We start from the raw sequence: 16,633 nt of genomic DNA on the forward strand, positions 1-16,633 counted from the left end.
CAACGCCGCTCCCCAGGGTCTTTTATTGTGCTGAAACAGCCGCAGCGCCTTTGCGCAGCAGCCCTTCCAGGTAATCGGCCATGACCCTTTGGCCGATGTCATTGCGAATGAGATCGTTGCGGATCTCGATCATCACATTCGGCAGTCCGTTGTGGACGCCATATTCGATCAGGCTATGGGTAACGCCGTCGGCCGGCCCATAGGGCTCGTTGCGCCGGATGTCATAGGCAACCTGCCCCTTGGTGGCGGTCGCGAGCATATGGTCGGCCAGCCGGCTGTCGGCATCGTGAAGCACGCCGACTTCGACGGCGCGCGGCTTGCCGAAATAGACGGGCGTGAAACTGTGCATCGTCACGAGAACAGGCGGGCGCCCCGCGGCCTTGCGGTCGGATACGAACCGGGCGACGGCATCGTGGAACGGCCGATAGATCTCGTCGACCCGCGCCTGGCGCTCGTCGGCCGACATCGTCCGGTTTCCCGGGATCTCGTAGACCTCGCTGACAGCAGGCATCGCCGCATCCGCTTCCGGCGGGCGGTTGCAGTCATAGGCAAGGCGGGAGAAGCGCTGGTAGATCAGGGACCCGTCGAGCTTTGTTGCGAGCAGCTTGGCAACCGCAAGCGCACCCGGGTCCCAGGCAATATGACTTTCGAGCGCCTGTTCGCTAAGGCCAAGCGTGCCGAGGCGTTCGGGAACGAGGCGCGAGGCATGCTCGCAGACGAGCACAATATCGCCCTTGCCTGCGGCGTTCTCGATCGCAACCGGATCGCCATCTGCTTCGGTCAAAAGTCGCGTCAACACCGGCATCCCCTCTTGCCCCGTTAGACGTTCGTTAATGAAAAGAATTCTTCAGAGGATGACGCATGTCAATCAAAATCTGAAACGATCTCTTCAAAATTGCGATTGACTCCAATTGTGACAGCGATGTTTAATCTGTCACAAACCGGCTTAAGATCGGTTCAGGGGAGACAATTTGAGCAGCAAGGCGACGTCCACCACCGTGTCGGATGTGATCAACGCCCACTTCACCGTGCTGACCCGCGCGGAGAAGCAATTGGCGGAGACGCTTCTCGACAATTATCCCGTTTCGGGACTCGGTTCGATCACCACGGTTGCCGAGAACGCCGGCGTTTCGACACCGACGGTCGCCCGCATGGTGCAGAAGCTCGGTTTCCGCGGTTTTCCGGATTTCCAGGCAAGGCTGCATCAGGAATTGGAAGCGACGATTTCCAATCCGATCACCAAGCACGACCGCTGGGCTGCCAATGCACCCGGCACCCACACGCTCAACCGCTTTGCCGACGCGATCACCAGCAATCTGCGCGAGACGCTGACCCAGATCGAGCCGCAGGAATTCGACGAGGCGGCCGCGCTGATCGCCGACCGCAAGCGCAGCATCTATCTGCTCGGCGGCCGCATCACCCGCTCGCTCGCCGATTATCTCTTCACCCACCTTCAGGTCATTCGGCCGGGGGTCACCGAAATCGCCACCAATGCCAGCGCCTGGCCGCACTACGTGCTCGACATGCGCCAGGGCGACGTACTGATTCTCTTCGACATTCGCCGCTACGAGCAGGAGATGGTGACGCTTGCCAAATCCGCCCGCGAGCGGGGTGTCGAGATCATCCTTTTTACCGATCGCTGGAGTTCACCGGTCGCCAAGTCCGCCTCAAGGGTGTTTCGCTCGCAGATCGAGGTGCCGTCCGCCTGGGACAGCTCCGTCGTCATCCTGTTCTTGATCGAGGCCCTGATCGAGGCCGTTCAGAGTTCGAACTGGGACGAAACCCGGGATCGGATGAAGACGCTCGAGGGCCTGTTCGATTCCACCCGCATCTTTCGCAAACCGGTCTAGGAGAATTCGCCGACACGTTCACAGGATTTCATGCAGTTATGCGACAGTGGCCCGCCGAAGCCAAAAAAGAAATGTTCTTCCAACGACATACGCGGCGCGAACGGATAAACCCCTGTCACATTACTTTCATCGCATCTCTTTAACAGCTTCGCCGAAATCGACTGAAACCCCACGAATTTGACTAAACCCATAAGGAGAACTCCAGTGATTTCAAAAACCCAACGCCTGCTTTCACTCTCCACCGCCATTTTCCTGGCGACGACGGCAATCGCCGCTGCCGAACCGAGCGCCGAGCTCATCGAAGCCGCCAAGAAGGAAGGCATGCTGACGACCGTCGCCCTGCCCCACGACTGGTGCGGCTACGGCGACGTCATCGCTTCCTTCAAGGCCAAGTATCCGGAAATCCAGGTCAACGAACTGAACCCGGACGCAGGCTCGGCCGACGAAGTCGAAGCCGTCAAGGCCAACAAGGACAACAAGGGCCCGCAGGCTCCTGACGTCGTCGACGTCGGTCTCGCCTTCGGCCCGCAGATGAAGGCCGAAGGCCTGCTGCAGCCCTACAAGGTCTCCACCTGGGACGAGATCCCGGACAGCGTCAAGGACGCCGAAGGCTACTGGTACGGCGACTACTACGGCGTCATGTCCTTCCTCGTGAACAAGGACCTCGTCCAGAACGCACCGAAGGACTGGGCTGATCTGCTGAAGCCGGAATATGCCGGCCAGGTTGCTCTCGCCGGTGACCCCCGCGCCTCGAACCAGGCGATCCTCGGCGTTCTCGCCGCTGGCCTCGCCAAGGGTGCAAAGTCCGGCAAGGAAGCTGGTGAAGCTGGTCTCGGCTACTTCGCCGAACTGAACAAGGCCGGCAACTTCGTTCCGGTTATCGGCAAGTCGGGCACGCTCGCCCAGGGCTCGACCCCGATCGTCGTTGCCTGGGACTACAACGCGCTCGGCTGGGCAAAGACGCTCAACGGCAACCCGCCGACCGAAGTCGTCGTTCCGGCCAGCGGCGTTCTCGCCGGCGTCTACGTTCAGGGCATCTCCGCCTACGCGCCGCACCCGAACGCAGCGAAGCTGTGGATGGAGCACCTCTACTCCGACGAAGGTCAGCTCGGCTGGCTCAAGGGCTTCTGCCACCCGACCCGCTTCAACGCCATGGTCAAGGCCGGCAAGGTTCCCCAGGAGCTGATCGACGCCCTGCCGCCGGCAGCCGCTTACGAGAAGGCCTACTTCCCGACGCTCGAAGAAGTCGACGCCAACAAGGCTGCCGTCACCGGCGGCTGGGATTCCGTCGTCGGCGCGAACGTTCAGTAAGCCTTTCCACAGACATGTCGCCCCGACCGGTTTTCCGGTCGGGGCGCATAGGTTATTCGTAAGAAATTCAAGTCCTTGGAGCGAGATCTGGGAGCCGTGCGCGGCTTCGTCGGTTTCCCGCTTCTTGCTTGCAACAATCGATAACGCCCGCGTGGAAAACGCGGCTTCAGGGGCGCGAACGGAATGTCATCTGCTAAACCCGACGCCAGCCCGCCGGCGCGTCGCCTACCGCTTCACTGGCTGGGCATTCTTCCCTTTGCCGCCTTCGTGACGCTGTTCCTGCTTTTGCCGACGATGAAGATCGTGGTCGGCGCGTTTCAGACGCCCGATGGCAGCTTCACGCTCGACAACATCCGCGGCCTGTTCACGCCCTCGATTCTGGCTGCCTACTGGATCTCCATCAAGATCAGCATCGCCTCGGCGCTTCTCGGCTGCCTGATCGGCTTTGCCATGGCGTCCGCCATCGTCTTCGGCGGCTTGCCGAAGGGGATCCGCGGACCGCTCCTGACCTTCTCCGGCGTCGCCTCCAACTTTGCCGGCGTACCGCTCGCCTTTGCCTTTCTCGCGACGCTTGGACCTGTCGGCATCGTCACCGTCTTCCTGCGCTCGAACTTCGGGCTCGACCTCCGGATGCTCGGCTTCAACCTGCTGTCCTTCTGGGGGCTGACGGTCACCTATCTGTTCTTCCAGATCCCGCTGATGATCCTGATCATCACGCCGGCACTCGACGGCCTGAAGCGCGAATGGCGCGAGGCCGCCGAGATCCTCGGCGCCACCGGCCTGCAATACTGGCGCATGGTCGCCTTCCCGATCCTGCTTCCGTCGCTGCTCGGCACGCTGGCGCTGCTTTTCGCCAATGCCTTCGGCGCCGTTGCGACCGCGATCGCACTCACCGGCTCGTCGCTCTCGATCGTGCCGATCCTGCTCTTTGCCCAGATCCGCGGCGACGTGCTCGGCAACCCGCATCTCGGTTACGCGCTCGCCTTCGGCATGATCGTCGTCACCGGTATCGCCAACGCGATCTACATCTGGCTGCGCAGCCGCAGCGAAAGGTGGCTGAAATGAAGAAGATCTGGGCCTGGGGAGCCCTCGTTTTCGGCCTCCTCTATTTCACCCTGCCGCTCATCGGCATGACCAACTTCTCCTTGAAGATGCGCCGCGGCGAATACTCCTTCGACGCTTACCAGAAGGTCTTCGCCGACCCGCGTTTCCAGGAGACCTTCACCTACTCGGTGCTGCAGGCCTTGTTCACCATCCTCTTCGGTGTTCTGCTCGTCGTGCCGACAGCCTACTGGGTCCGCCTCAAGCTGCCGCGGCTGCGCCCCGTCATCGAGTTCATCACGCTGCTGCCGCTGGTCATCCCAGCGATCGTCATCGTCTTCGGCTACATCCGGCTCTACAACACCTCGAGCTGGCTGCCGTTGACGGGCTCGCTCACCGGCACCAACATCCTCCTGATGTTCGGCTATGCGACGCTTGCGCTGCCCTACATGTACCGCGCGGTCGACACCGGCCTTCGCACCATCGACGTCGCCACCTTGACCGAGGCTGCCCAAAGCCTCGGCGCCGGATGGACGACGATCCTTGCCAAGATCATTCTGCCGAACGTGCTCGTCGCCGTGCTCTCGGGCGCCTTCCTGACCTTTGCCATCGTCATCGGCGAGTTCACCATGGCGGCCTTGCTCAACCGCCCGGCTTTCGGCCCCTACATGCAGCTCCTGGGCGCCAACCGCGCCTATGAACCGGCCGCACTCGCCGTCATTGCATTCGGCATCACCTGGGGCTGCCTCGGCCTCATCCAGCTCGTCTCGCGCTTTCAAAAAAGCGCGCCTCCTAAGGCCTGAGGACCGCACCCATGAGTTTCCTGTCACTCACCAGCATCAAGAAGTCCTTCGGCCCGGTTCACGTCGTGCACGATTTCAACATGGACATCGAAAAGGGCGAGTTCGTCTCGTTCCTCGGGCCATCGGGCTGCGGCAAGACCACGGTCCTGCGCATGATCGCCGGCTTCGAAAGCCCGACCAGCGGCAAGATCGTCATCAACGGCCGCGACCAGAACTCGCTGAAGCCCAACCAGCGCAACATCGGCATGGTGTTCCAGGCCTATGCGCTGTTTCCCAACATGAACGTGCATGACAACGTCGCCTTCGGCCTCAAGGTCGCAGGTACAGACAAGTCGGAGATCGACGCGAGGGTGAAGCAGATGCTCGGGCTGATCAAGCTCGAGCACCTGGCGGACCGCTTCCCCTACCAGCTCTCCGGCGGCCAGCAGCAGCGCGTTGCGCTTGCCCGCGCCATTGCGGTCAAGCCGCAGGTGCTGCTGCTCGACGAGCCGCTGTCGGCGCTCGACGCCAAGATCCGCGTGTCGCTGCGCGAGGAAATCCGGCAGATCCAGCAACAGCTCGGCATCACCACCGTGTTCGTGACCCATGACCAGGAAGAAGCGCTGTCGATCTCCGATCGCATCGTCGTCATGAATGCCGGCCGCGCCGACCAGATCGGCACCCCCTTCGAGATCTACAACACGCCGTCAACGCGTTTCGTCGCCTCCTTCGTCGGCACGCTCAGCATCATCGAAGGCAAGGTCGCGGACCCGGCCGCGGGTGCCGTCACGATCGGCAACCAGCAGATCGCGCTGAAGGATCCGATTGCCGGCATGAAGGGCGGCGACAGCATTTCGCTGGCGCTTCGTCCCGAAGCGGGCTCGATCGCCGAGGGCGCCACGGGCGACACGTCGCTTTCCGGCGAGGTCGTCTCGACGAGCTTCCTCGGCTCGGTCATCCGCACGCGCCTTCGCGTCGGCGGCGACGTCATCTCCTTCGACATGTTCAACAATCCGGGTGTGGCCCCGCCGGTTTCCGGCGACAATGTCACGCTGCGCTTTGCCGCCAAGGACCTCTTGGTCATCCGCGAGTAAGCGGATTGGAAGCCATCGGAACGATTTCTTCCGATGGCTCCAAACACTGGAAAAATCTGTCGTGATTTCTGGCATTTTCGTCGCACCGTGCGTTTGACCGCGCGCGGTCGCGCTATATAGTCGCGTTGTTCTCAGGGCGGGGTGAAATTCCCCACCGGCGGTAGCGGCCGAAAGGCCGAAGCCCGCGAGCGCCTCAGGGTTTCGCCCTGGGGGTCAGCAGATCCGGTCAGAATCCGGAGCCGACGGTCACAGTCCGGATGGAAGAGAGCAAGCAGCAACGTGGGTCCCCGCGACGGGACCTCGCGCGCATGCATGTTCGCCCGACGGGATCATTGGAAACGCCAAACCCTGAAAGGCTTGAGACCATGACCATTCTTTCCCACCCCGCCGCCAAGATCGCGATCGTTCGTGCCCGCTGGCATGCCGATATCGTCGACCGCTGCGTCGATGCCTTCGTCACGCAATGGACGAAGCTTGGCGGCTCGGCAGCCGACGTCGAGATCTTCGACGTGCCCGGCGCGCTCGAGATCCCGCTGCATGCGCAGACGCTGGCCAAGACCGGCCGCTATGCCGCGATCCTCGGCACCGCCTTCGTCGTCGACGGCGGCATCTACCGCCACGATTTCGTCGCCGGCACCGTGCTCGACGGCATGATGCGCGTGCAACTTGACACCAGTGTGCCGGTGCTTTCCGCCGTACTGACGCCGCACAATTTCCAGGAAAGCGAACCGCTGATCGCCTTCTTCCGCGAGCACTTCGTTACCAAGGGTACGGAGGCGGCCAACGCCTGCGCCCAGATCCTCGACGCCCGCGCCAAGCTGGCGCTCGTCAACGCCTGATCGGCGAGATGCGGTTGAGGTAGGCTCGCCCCTCATCCGCCCGGTGAAGGCTTGCCCCTCATCCGCCCGGTGAAGGCTTGCCCCTCATCCGCCCCGTGAAGGCTTGCCCCTCATCCGCCCGGTGAGGGGAATGCCCCTCATCCGGCCTGCCGGCCACCTTCTCCCCGCGGGCGGCGAGAAGGACACAAGCGGCACCCTTGTCGCGCAAACTCTCTCCCCGGGCTACCGAGAACGGCCTTCCACTCGGGTCCATCACAAACTCCGAGGCAGTTCTCGTTCCCTCTCCCCGCCTACGGGGAGAAGGCTAGCGTGAGGGGGCGGCGGCAGGGGCGAACAGCGCCAAACGCTGCGCTTGAATCAACCTCTGAACCACCTGAATCGGCTCACCAGCTTGAGCCGGCAACGCACTGTTTCGACTCGCAAAATCAATGCGCGGCCTCGTTCTTGCGCAGGCTGCGATCCAGTGCCGCCACGCGGTGCCGGTGCCCCGCCACCTCGTAGCCGACGATGGTGACGACGGGCGCGAGCATCAGGATGATCAGGCACTTGGCCATGTCGAGCCCGGCTATGGCCGCGACCACTGACGCGGCCAGCACCACTGCCGTGCCCGCGAGCAGCCAGAGATGCAACCGCTCCACCTGCTGCATAAGATAGGCGTACATCGCATAGAGCAGCCCGATGTAGCACGCGACGGGCACCGCAACGGTCAGCACCGTTGCGACCGAGCCGATATGCGCCTTGTGCTCGATGTAATAGGCCGCCACATGCAGGCCGGCGCCAGTCGCGACAATCGAGGCGAAGATCGGCATGTGGCCGTAGCCCCAGACGAAGGAGCGTTTTTGACGGTGCCGGTGCAGGATCTCGGCGCTCGGCAGCAGAAAATAGATCCACCACATGCCGAAGGTGAGCCCCGTACCGGCGAGGCAGACGAGCGCGACATCGAGGTTCCAGCCCTGCCCTTCGACCACGGCGGAGATTGAGGCGACCGTGCCGACCACCCCTTCCCCAAGCGCGATGATCGCGAGCAGCCCGTAGCGCTCGGCGATGTGATGGGCATGCCAGGGCGTTCCGCCGTAGCGCATCTCGGCGACATAGGGGCCGACCATCTCGATCGCCGTCAGCCCCACGACCATGACGAAGGTCACCAGCAGCGAGAAATCGAAGAAGATCAGAACGACCCAGCCGAGCTGGGCGAGGCTGATTGCTTTGACATAGGCCATGCAGGCATCCCGTCGTGCCGGGTTCTGCTGGCTGGCGCGCAGCCATTGGAAGAGCATTGCCACCCGCATGACGACATAGCCGAGCACCATGATGCCGTTGTCGAGATGCTCACCCTTGTCGATCGATTCGAACATCGGCGGCAGGCCGATCGCAAGGATCAGCACGCCGAGCATCTGCACCATGGTGACGATGCGGAATACCCAGTCGTCCGTGTCGTAGGCGGAGGCAAACCAGCTGAAATTGATCCAGGCCCAGCAGATGGAGAAGGTCGCAAGCGCGAAGCCGAAGAGGCCGGAAAAGAAGTGCCCTTCGGCCAGGAAATGAGCAAGCTGCGAAGCCGCCAGGCTAAAGGCGATGACGAAGGTCAGGTCGAACAAGAGTTCGAGCGTCGTCGCCGTCCTGTGATGTTCATGCGTGTCGCGACCGCTCATGCGCGCCACATGGTGGTGCGCGCTTTGATGCGGCTCGGTCGGGGTGGTTTCACTCATGCGGCTACGCCCTTCAATTGACGATCCGCAAGAATATTCAAATATTTGCAGAAGCTTCGTCAAGGCGAAGCGGGAGACCGGACATGAAAACGCCCGGCATCGCTGCCGGGCGCGTCGTCACGATGCCTGAGGGAGGATCAACGGCATCGCGAGATAAGGTAGGCCTTGAACCGGGAACCGGATGCAGACGGCAAGCCGCCCGCCCCTTTCCTCAACCGGCTCTTGCGGCATCCAGGCGATTGATCGCCTCGACATTGCCGGCCGAAGAGCCGTTCGGGTCGAACTCGGACGCGAGCCAGGTGTCGACGATCGACTTTGCAAGCTCCGGACCGATGACGCGGGCGCCCATGGTGATGATCTGGGCGTTGTTCGACTTGGCGGCCCGCTCGGCCGAATAGGTGTCGTGCGTCAGCGCCGCGCGGATGCCCGGCACCTTGTTGGCCGAGATGCATACACCGATGCCGGTACCGCAGAACAGGATGCCGCGGTCATGCTTGCCCTCGACAACCTGCTGCGCCAGGTTCTGTGCGAGGTCCGCATAGAAGCCGGACTGGCTGAGATCCACGACTTCCACGTCGCTGCGGCCACCGAGATGGGCGGCAATGACATCCAGCAGGGGCTTGCCGGCGCTGTCGGCTCCGATTGCAATCTTCATGATTGTTCCTTTCCTTCTTCTTGAGCTGCAACGGCTGGGGGCTCAGATCGCCTTGGCGACACGCTGCAGAATGTCGAGATAGCCAGTGACGTCCCAGGCGGAGCGGCCGATGAAGAGGCCGTCGATATGCGCCTGGGTGATCAGTTCTTCGCAATTGCCGGGATTGACGCTGCCGCCGTAGAGCACCGGCACGCGACGGCCGAGGGCGGCTTCCGCCACCTCTGCGATGCGCTTGTGGCGCTCGTCGGCATAGTCAGCCGTCGCCGGAATGCCGTTGACGCCGATCGCCCAGACCGGCTCGTAGGCCAGCAGGATCGTCGCCTTCTTCGCCGCGCCTTCGAGAAGTGCCAGCGCGCCTTCGACCTGGCGCTTCAGCACCTGATCCGCCTCGCCCGCTTCGCGCTCGGAAAGCGTCTCGCCGATGCAGATCAGCGGCGCCAGACCATGGCGCACGGCGGCTGCCGTCTTCAGGCCGACGGTGCGGTCAGTCTCGCCGAAATGCTCGCGCCGCTCGCTGTGGCCGAGCTCGACCACATCGAGGTTGCAATCCGAAAGCATCAGCGGCGACACCTCGCCGGTCCAGGCGCCGGCATCGTCCCAATGCATGTTCTGCGCGCCGACCTTGACGCTGGTGCCGGAAAGTCGCGCCTTGACCTCACGCACCGCCGTGAACGGCGGAATGACAAAGCGCTGGATCCGCTCGTCCCGTGATGCGTCGGCAGCCGCCAGGCCGTCGGCAAAGACCATCGCCTCGGCAAGCGTCTTGTTCATCTTCCAGCTGGTGCCGACCCAAAGGCCTGACTTGCTCATGCTTTCTCCTTGAGATTGTCGATCCTGACCAGCCGGATGCCTGCCTCTTCGAGCGGTGCGGCATGTTCGGCCGAAACTTCAGCGCCGGTCAGCACCGCGTCGAAGGAATCGAGCCCGGTCAGGAAATGGAGCGCAGAGCGCCCGAATTTGTCGTGGTCCACTAAGAGGTATTTGCGCTTGGCCGCCTTCACCATCAGGCGCTTGGCCTGCACCACCTCCTGGTCCTGGTGGAAGGCCGTGGTGCCTTCGATGGCAGAACTGGAGAGAAAGGCGATATCGACGCGCAGCGACCGCAGCGCCTCGTCGGTGACGATGCCGAAGAAGCCGTTGAACTTCTTGCTGTACTGACCGCCAAGCGCGATGACGTTGATGCCCGCAGCACCCGAGAGGCTGGTGATCACGCCGAGATTGTTGGTGATGACCGTCAGCGGCCGGATGTCGCGGATGCAATCGGCGATCGCGCCGGTGGTCGAACTGTCGTCGATGAGGATGCTCTGCCCCGGCTCGATCAGGCTCGCCGCATGTTCGGCGATCCGTCGCTTTTCGGAGATGGCGATCTTTTCGCGGTAGCGGAAATCGCTTTCGAATTGCGGGCTCGACTGGATCGAGGCGCCGCCATGGACCTTGCGCAAGAGGCCCGCCTGCTCGAGGTCGTCGAGGTCGCGATGCACTGTCATCTTGCTGACGCCGAAGCGCAAGGAGAGGTCTTCGACGGAGGCCGTTCCGGCCTCCATCAGCACATCCATGATCGCCTGTCGCCTGTCTTCCGGCTTCATCGTCTCGGTCCCGATCACGCGCAGCCTCAACCACGCTCACCGTGAGAAGATAACACCTATTTGTGATATTTCAATTTGCACAACGTTATTTTGTGATCTTTCAGTGTGATTTTCCTGTGCGATTGAAGCCCGTATCGATATGCGGCTCCCAGAATTCGACCGACTCCCGGATCATCTCGACGACGTTGTGGTCCGTCGGCTCGCGTTCGCGGAAGGAAAGCTCCAGGCAGATCTCGTTGTCGGTGCCGCCACCGGCCTTGACTGCGCCGATCAGCTTATCCGGCGTGATGCGGCCGTCGCGGTTATAGGCGGCGGTGAACGGCCAATGACCGCCCTTGTTCATCGAGGATTGCTTGATGTGGATGATCGGCGAGCGCTCAGGGAACGCCGCCGCCCAGGCATAGGGATCGATGTCGTCGGGGTTGTCGGAGGTGACGTCGCCGTGGTCGATATCGACCATCATCTTCATCGGGATCGGCAAGTGGGCTTCGGCGAGCCGCCGGTCGAGCGCACGGCATTCCTCGATCGTGTGGCCGAACTCGCGCCCGACCGACATCGGCTCCCAGAAGACATAGGAGAGCCCCGCCGCCTTGCCGTGCTCGGCAACTTCGCGCCAGCAGTCGATGGCGATCCGCATCATCGCCTCGCGCCGCGACGGGTCGTCGTAATCGCGAAGCGTGAAGATCGCGAACTGCGTGCCCATGCCCGAGGCGCCAAGTTCGGCGGAGATATCGGCGAAGGTCTTGAACCAGTCGACATAGTAGCGCCTGACATCCGGGTCCGGATGGCCGAAATGATTGAGCCGACCATAGGGGCCGGTCATGCCGGAGGTGATCTTCACGCCGGTACGGTCGAGCGCCCGACGAAACTGCCTGACGGTCTTGGCGATCGTTGCCGCCGGCCAGCCGGGATTGACGAACTCGTGGGTGAGCTGAACGTAGCCGATGCGGATCTTCTCGGCGATCGTGTCGATCAGGTCGTCAGGCTCGGCGAAGCGGTTGACCAGCGGATTGGTGTTGAGCGACAGCGTGAAGGCCACGACCTTACTCCCGGCTACCAGAGAAATTTCGGAAGGATGAAATCGGGGTTGGCGCCGTGTTCGGCAAAGAGCTTGCGGCGCTCCGCGTCCGAGGCGCGCTCCAGGATCCCCGTCGTCACCAGTATCGAGTGAAGTCCCGCGCTCGCGGCACCGGCAATGTCATGCTCGATGCTGTCGCCGATCGCGCAGACACGCGTCGGATCCGGATGGCCGAGGAATTCCAGCGCGGCTGCATAGATGTCGGCAAAGGGCTTGCCGATCCAGCGCACACCGCCGCCAAGCTCTTCGTAGAGCTCGGCGATACGCCCGGCGCCGAAGGCGGTACCTTCCTTGGTCAGCATCACCTTGTCCGGATTGGTGCAGAGACAGGGCACGCCGCGTCTGGCGGCCGGCGCCAAAAGCGCCTCGTAGTGGGAAAGCGGATGGACATCGCCCTCGCTCGCGGCGAGCAGCACGAAATCGGCATCGGCACCATTGGCCGTGCGTTCGAGGTCTAACCCCGTCAGCGGCGAGAGGTCACCGTCGCGACTGATCAGCAGGCACTTGCGCCGCCCACCGGTGGCACCCTCGCCCTCCCGCCTGAGAATCTGCCAGGCGACCTCGCCCGAGGTCAGGAACCAATCCCAGCTCCCCGCGACGAAACCGAGATCGACGAGGCGACGGTCGTTTTCCGCCGAGCGCTTGCCGGAATTCGAGAGGATGATGATGCGCTTTCCCGCATCCCTCAGCTTGACCAGCGTTTCGGCCGCACCCGGATAGGGCCCGCGGCCATCGCGCAGCACGCCGAACTGATCGATCAGGAAGGCGTCGTAGCGATCGGCAATCTCGCCAAGTCCCGCGATCGCAGTCGTTTGAGCAAACGTCACAGCACACCAGCCTTTCTGGCACCGGCCAGCGCCAGCCGTGCCGTGCCGGCCGCCGCCTCCTCGGACAGGACGGGCAGGAACGGCACGCCGAGCTTGCGCGCCCGGATCGCGCTCCAGGCCGCGTTCTTGGCGCCGCCGCCGACACTGCGAAGCGATCGGAGCCCCGGTCCGCCAAGCGACGCCAGCCGCTGATAGGCGAGGCTCTCGACGCCGGCGATGCCCTCGAAGATTGCCTTGAGGAAGGTCGCGTCATCGGCCGGCCGCGGGCTCATGCGCGGGGCGAAATCCGGATCGGCGATTGGGAAGCGCTCGCCGGGCTTCACCAGCGGATAATAATCGAGCCCGGTGTCGACGGCCGGATCGATCCCGGCCGAAAGTGCAGCGATCCGCTCCGGCGAGAAATGCTCGGCCAGCACCACCCCGCCCGTATTGGACGCCCCGCCGGCGAGCCACATCTCGCCGATGCGGTGACTGTAGAGCCCGTATTCCGGCGCAAACAGCGGACGGTCGGACAGCATCTTCACTGTCAGCGTCGTGCCGAGCGCGCTGACGCCGTCGCCCGGTCGATCGGCGCCAGTGGCGAGAAACGAGGCGCATCCGTCCGTGGTGCCGGCAACGACCACCACCTCGCTTGAAAGCCCGAAGGCTTCGGCCGCTTCCGGCGAGATCGTCGCGATCGGCGCACCGGCCGGCAGCACATCCGGCAGCAGTTCGACGCGGGCGCCGGTCTTTTCCATCCAATCGGGCCAGGACCGCGACACGGGATCGTAGCCGGTCTTCAGCGCATTGTTCTCATCGGAGACATCGTAGAGCCCGGTGAAATGCCCGGACAGCCAATCGGCCTGATGGATCACCCGGAACACGTCCGGCACAGTCTGGAAAGCGAGAAGCTTGGCAAGGCCGGATGTGGCGCCATGGGCCGCACTTTCGCGCGGCGCATGGGCAGAGACCGCATCGAGCGGTGCGCGGTCGGCAACCGGGTCGTTGTACATCATAGGCGTTGCCAACGGCGCGCCCGCATGATCGACCGGCAGCATCGTGCCCGATGTACCGTCGATCGAAAGTGCAACGACCTTCTGCCTGTCGGTACCCCCAAGCGCTTCTTCGAGCGCCGCCTGCACGGCCTTCCACCAGCCGATCGGATCGCGGTGATCCGCAGAAAAAGCCGAGAGCTTCGCTGCACCCGATGCCACGACCGTGCCATCCGCCACCATCGCGACCGCACGGGCGCCCGAGGTGCCAAGGTCGATGCCGACGACCAGCTTGCGATTGTCACCGCTCATTGCAGCACCTGTCCGGCGCGGTTGAGCTGCTGGCGGTATTTCTCGGCGTCCCAGCCGAGAAGCTCGGCATTCTCCGCCTCGGTCAGGTAGCGAAGCCGTGCGTCCGCCGGAATGCGTGCCGTCACGTCGGCAAGGCACCGCGCCATGGCGAAGGCACCGGCAGAAATCTCCTTCTGCACGAGCACGCCCTTGCCCGGGAAGAGCAGCAAGGGTGGCAGGCTGTCGCCGGTCGCACGCCGCTTCGTCTCGATCGAAAGGGCGGTCTCGCCGGGCGCGGCGACCGCCACCCCCTTGCCGAGGAAGATGACGTGATCCGGATAAAGGCTGCCGCCGGCAGCAAGCCGGCAACTGTCGAGATCGGCGGCGACCGAATGCAGGGCAATGTCCTCCGGCAGCCGGTAATCGCTGTCGACCGCAAGCCGACCGAGCGACGCGAGATCGGCGGCCAGCGCCTGCCGACGCGTGCCGGTCAGGCGGCGGGTAATGTCGGTGAGCAGGATCGCCGCGTCGACCACGGTTTCAGCGGCGACGACCAGGCCGTGATTGCCGAGGATCAGAACCGACGTGTTGTCCTGCATCCGCTCAGTGATCGCTCTTGCAAGCGGCAGGCCCGGGCGGGCATAGGGCACGAAAACATGGGGGTAGCCGGCAAGCCGCTCAGCAGCGATCGCCGCACCGTTGGTCTGCACCGCCGTCGCGATCGTCTCGACGCAGTGCACATGCACCACCACCTTCTGCGGCATCAGCGCATGCACGGTGGTCTCGATCGAGGGGCGCAGGCCCGAAGGGTTACGCTCGGCGATCACGAAATCCTGCGCCTTCTCGGTTGCCGGGTCGTTCGCTTCCAACGCATTGAGCAAGGGCTCGAGCGCCACCGGCACCATGACGTCGCGCTGGCGCGCATGCGCCAGCCACAGGCCCGAGGCCTTGATCCAGAGCGTACCGCCCTCCTTGATCGAGGTATTGCCGCCCGCCCCCTGCACCAGCAGCGGATCCGCCCCGACGCGGGCCGAAAGATCGAGAAGCGCTTCGAATTCCAGACTTCGCATCCGTTCTCCTTCAGGCCGCGGCCTGCTGGCGGTCCAGCCAATGAGTAAAGGCCTGCCGCTCGGCCGGCGTCATGTGCAGGCCATGCTTGGTGCGCCGGTCGAGAATGTCGGCCGCCGTCAGCGCCCATTCGTTTTCGATGAGGAAACGCGCCTCGCGCTCGCGAAAGAGCGAACCGAAAGCCGGGCCGAGATCATCAAGCGATGTAGCGCCGGCAAGCAGCGCATGCGTGCGGGTGCCATAGAGCCGCGCATAGTGTTTGGCGAGATCCGATGGCAACCAGCGATAGCGCGCCTTCAACTCACCCAGGAACAGATCAAAATCGGCCGCCGCCATGTCGCCGCCCGGCAGATGCGCCTTCGCCGTCCAGGCCGGCCCCATCTTGGGGAAAAACGGCTTCAGCCGCTCCAGCGCATGTTCGGAAAGCTTGCGGAAAGTGGTGATCTTGCCACCGAAGACCGAGAGCAACGGCGCCTGGTTGTCAGTCGCATCGACCTCGAAAATATAGTCACGGGTGACGGCCGAGGGGTTTTCGGCATTGTCGTCATAGAGCGGTCGTACGCCGGAGAAGCTGTAGACGATATCGTCCGACGTCAGCTGCTGCTTGAAGTAGCGGTTCACCGATTTCAAGAGATAGGCGATCTCGTTGCCGTCGGCGGTCACGTCCTCCGGACGGCCTTCGTAGGGGATATCCGTCGTGCCGATCAGCGCCAGGTCGTTCTGGTAGGGATTGATGAAGATGACCCGCTTGTCCGGGTTCTGCACCAGATAGGCCTGCCGCCCCTCCCAGAATTTCGGCACGACGATGTGGCTGCCCTTGACGAGGCGCACGCTGCGGGTGGAGTTCAGGCCCCCGATCCGGCCGATGACGTCGTTGACCCACGGACCGGCGGTGTTGACGACACAGCGCGCCCTCGCCTCGGTCTTGGCGCCGGTGCGCGTGTCGGTCATCTCGATAAACCAGAGCCCGTCCCGCCTTCGGATCGCGCTGCAGGCGGTCCGGGTCAACACCCGGGCGCCACGAGCAGTGGCATCGAGCGCGTTGAGCACCACGAGGCGCGCGTCATCGACCCAACAGTCGGAATATTCGAACGCTTTGCGATAATCGCGCTTGATCGGCGCGCCCTCGGGCGCCGTCGCAAGGTTGAGGCTGCGGGTGCCCGGCAGGCGTTTGCGCCCGCCGAGATGGTCGTAGAGGAACAGCCCGAGCCGGACGAGCCAGGCCGGGCGGTCCTGAGGGTTATGCGGCAGCACGAAGCGCATCGGCCAGATGATATGCGGCGCGGACTCCAAAAGCACCTCGCGCTCGATCAGCGCCTCGCGCACCAGCCGGAACTCGTAATATTCGAGATAACGCAGGCCGCCATGCACCAGCTTGCCGGAGCGCGAGCTGGTGCCCTGCGCCAGGTCGTCCTTTTCGCACAACAGCACCGAGAGCCCGCGCCCGGCCGCATCGCGCGCGATGCCCGCACCATTGACGCCGCCGCCGACGACGAACAGATCGTATATTCCGGTCTCGGAACTCACCATC

General features: G+C 63.6%; 16 protein-coding genes and 1 riboswitch. Of the genes, 6 read left to right on the forward strand and 10 right to left on the reverse strand.

The genetic code is table 11. The features are described from left to right. Positions 1-22 precede the first annotated feature (22 nt). Positions 23-796 (reverse strand): N-formylglutamate amidohydrolase, encoded by a 774-nt coding sequence (locus BLU15_RS03860; protein WP_082566243.1) that lies wholly within the window; start codon positions 794-796, stop codon positions 23-25. 175 nt (positions 797-971) lie between these two features. Between BLU15_RS03860 and BLU15_RS03865 the strand changes: the two genes are divergently transcribed. From BLU15_RS03865 to BLU15_RS03890, 6 genes are all read left to right on the forward strand, one after another. After that, positions 972-1,850 carry a MurR/RpiR family transcriptional regulator gene (locus BLU15_RS03865; protein WP_034792277.1) on the forward strand — a complete coding sequence of 293 codons (879 nt, stop codon included), beginning with the start codon at positions 972-974 and terminating at the stop codon, positions 1,848-1,850. 204 nt (positions 1,851-2,054) lie between these two features. Beyond that, positions 2,055-3,161 carry an ABC transporter substrate-binding protein gene (locus BLU15_RS03870; protein WP_034792275.1) on the forward strand — a complete coding sequence of 369 codons (1,107 nt, stop codon included), beginning with the start codon at positions 2,055-2,057 and terminating at the stop codon, positions 3,159-3,161. Positions 3,162-3,344: 183 nt separating this feature from the next. Beyond that, complete coding sequence (locus tag BLU15_RS03875) at positions 3,345-4,226, forward strand: ABC transporter permease (RefSeq protein WP_034792273.1); 882 nt, start codon at positions 3,345-3,347, stop codon at positions 4,224-4,226. After that, complete coding sequence (locus tag BLU15_RS03880; protein ID WP_034792271.1) at positions 4,223-5,005, forward strand: ABC transporter permease; 783 nt, start codon at positions 4,223-4,225, stop codon at positions 5,003-5,005. Before BLU15_RS03875 ends, BLU15_RS03880 begins: the two co-directional genes overlap by 4 nt. Before the next feature lie 11 nt (positions 5,006-5,016). After that, positions 5,017-6,078, forward strand: a complete 1,062-nt coding sequence (locus tag BLU15_RS03885; protein WP_090294330.1) for an ABC transporter ATP-binding protein — start codon at positions 5,017-5,019, stop codon at positions 6,076-6,078. Between the two features lie 123 nt (positions 6,079-6,201). Beyond that, positions 6,202-6,351, forward strand: a riboswitch (FMN riboswitch). A gap of 92 nt (positions 6,352-6,443) precedes the next feature. Next, complete coding sequence (locus tag BLU15_RS03890) at positions 6,444-6,917, forward strand: 6,7-dimethyl-8-ribityllumazine synthase (RefSeq protein WP_090294331.1); 474 nt, start codon at positions 6,444-6,446, stop codon at positions 6,915-6,917. Positions 6,918-7,342: 425 nt separating this feature from the next. Here the strand turns inward: BLU15_RS03890 and BLU15_RS03895 are convergent, their stop codons facing one another. The 9 genes from BLU15_RS03895 to BLU15_RS03935 all read right to left on the reverse strand — a co-directional run bounded on the left by BLU15_RS03895 (position 7,343) and on the right by BLU15_RS03935 (position 16,632). After that, positions 7,343-8,626, reverse strand: coding sequence for a low temperature requirement protein A (locus BLU15_RS03895; RefSeq protein WP_176960263.1), 1,284 nt, complete (start codon positions 8,624-8,626; stop codon positions 7,343-7,345). Between the two features lie 211 nt (positions 8,627-8,837). After that, the gene (locus BLU15_RS03900) at positions 8,838-9,281 is read right to left on the reverse strand and encodes a D-erythrulose-4-phosphate isomerase (protein WP_034792218.1); all 444 of its coding nucleotides are present in this window, start codon (positions 9,279-9,281) and stop codon (positions 8,838-8,840) included. A gap of 42 nt (positions 9,282-9,323) precedes the next feature. Next, the gene (locus BLU15_RS03905; protein ID WP_090294332.1) at positions 9,324-10,091 is read right to left on the reverse strand and encodes a triose-phosphate isomerase; all 768 of its coding nucleotides are present in this window, start codon (positions 10,089-10,091) and stop codon (positions 9,324-9,326) included. Beyond that, entirely contained in the window at positions 10,088-10,867 is a 780-nt protein-coding gene (locus BLU15_RS03910; protein WP_034792214.1) for a DeoR/GlpR family DNA-binding transcription regulator, read from the reverse strand. The genes BLU15_RS03905 and BLU15_RS03910 overlap by 4 nt, the downstream gene beginning before the upstream one ends. A gap of 100 nt (positions 10,868-10,967) precedes the next feature. Continuing rightward, positions 10,968-11,906 (reverse strand): sugar phosphate isomerase/epimerase family protein, encoded by a 939-nt coding sequence (locus BLU15_RS03915; protein WP_060582648.1) that lies wholly within the window; start codon positions 11,904-11,906, stop codon positions 10,968-10,970. Between the two features lie 14 nt (positions 11,907-11,920). Continuing rightward, complete coding sequence (locus tag BLU15_RS03920; protein WP_210336539.1) at positions 11,921-12,772, reverse strand: TIGR01459 family HAD-type hydrolase; 852 nt, start codon at positions 12,770-12,772, stop codon at positions 11,921-11,923. After that, a complete protein-coding gene (locus tag BLU15_RS03925) occupies positions 12,769-14,055 on the reverse strand; it encodes an FGGY-family carbohydrate kinase (protein WP_090294333.1) in 1,287 nt (428 codons plus the stop codon). Before BLU15_RS03925 ends, BLU15_RS03920 begins: the two co-directional genes overlap by 4 nt. After that, positions 14,052-15,104 carry a class II aldolase/adducin family protein gene (locus tag BLU15_RS03930; protein ID WP_089043420.1) on the reverse strand — a complete coding sequence of 351 codons (1,053 nt, stop codon included), beginning with the start codon at positions 15,102-15,104 and terminating at the stop codon, positions 14,052-14,054. Before BLU15_RS03930 ends, BLU15_RS03925 begins: the two co-directional genes overlap by 4 nt. 10 nt (positions 15,105-15,114) lie before the next feature. Further along, on the reverse strand, positions 15,115-16,632 hold the full coding sequence (locus BLU15_RS03935; RefSeq protein WP_089043419.1) for a glycerol-3-phosphate dehydrogenase: 1,518 nt from the start codon (positions 16,630-16,632) through the stop codon (positions 15,115-15,117). Between the last annotated feature and the right edge of the window lies 1 nt (position 16,633).

The organism is Ensifer sp. YR511, assembly GCF_900103045.1.
Lineage (GTDB): Bacteria > Pseudomonadota > Alphaproteobacteria > Rhizobiales > Rhizobiaceae > Ensifer > Ensifer adhaerens.

Coding starts and splice junctions, on each gene's coding strand:
- BLU15_RS03875 (WP_034792273.1), top strand. CDS start 3,345: ATGTCATCTGCTAAACCCGACGCCAGCCCGCCGGCGCGTCGCCTACCG.
- BLU15_RS03880 (WP_034792271.1), top strand. CDS start 4,223: ATGAAGAAGATCTGGGCCTGGGGAGCCCTCGTTTTCGGCCTCCTCTAT.
- BLU15_RS03885 (WP_090294330.1), top strand. CDS start 5,017: ATGAGTTTCCTGTCACTCACCAGCATCAAGAAGTCCTTCGGCCCGGTT.
- BLU15_RS03890 (WP_090294331.1), top strand. CDS start 6,444: ATGACCATTCTTTCCCACCCCGCCGCCAAGATCGCGATCGTTCGTGCC.
- BLU15_RS03895 (WP_176960263.1), bottom strand. CDS start 8,626: ATGAGTGAAACCACCCCGACCGAGCCGCATCAAAGCGCGCACCACCAT.
- BLU15_RS03900 (WP_034792218.1), bottom strand. CDS start 9,281: ATGAAGATTGCAATCGGAGCCGACAGCGCCGGCAAGCCCCTGCTGGAT.
- BLU15_RS03905 (WP_090294332.1), bottom strand. CDS start 10,091: ATGAGCAAGTCAGGCCTTTGGGTCGGCACCAGCTGGAAGATGAACAAG.
- BLU15_RS03910 (WP_034792214.1), bottom strand. CDS start 10,867: ATGAAGCCGGAAGACAGGCGACAGGCGATCATGGATGTGCTGATGGAG.
- BLU15_RS03925 (WP_090294333.1), bottom strand. CDS start 14,055: ATGAGCGGTGACAATCGCAAGCTGGTCGTCGGCATCGACCTTGGCACC.
- BLU15_RS03930 (WP_089043420.1), bottom strand. CDS start 15,104: ATGCGAAGTCTGGAATTCGAAGCGCTTCTCGATCTTTCGGCCCGCGTC.
- BLU15_RS03935 (WP_089043419.1), bottom strand. CDS start 16,632: ATGGTGAGTTCCGAGACCGGAATATACGATCTGTTCGTCGTCGGCGGC.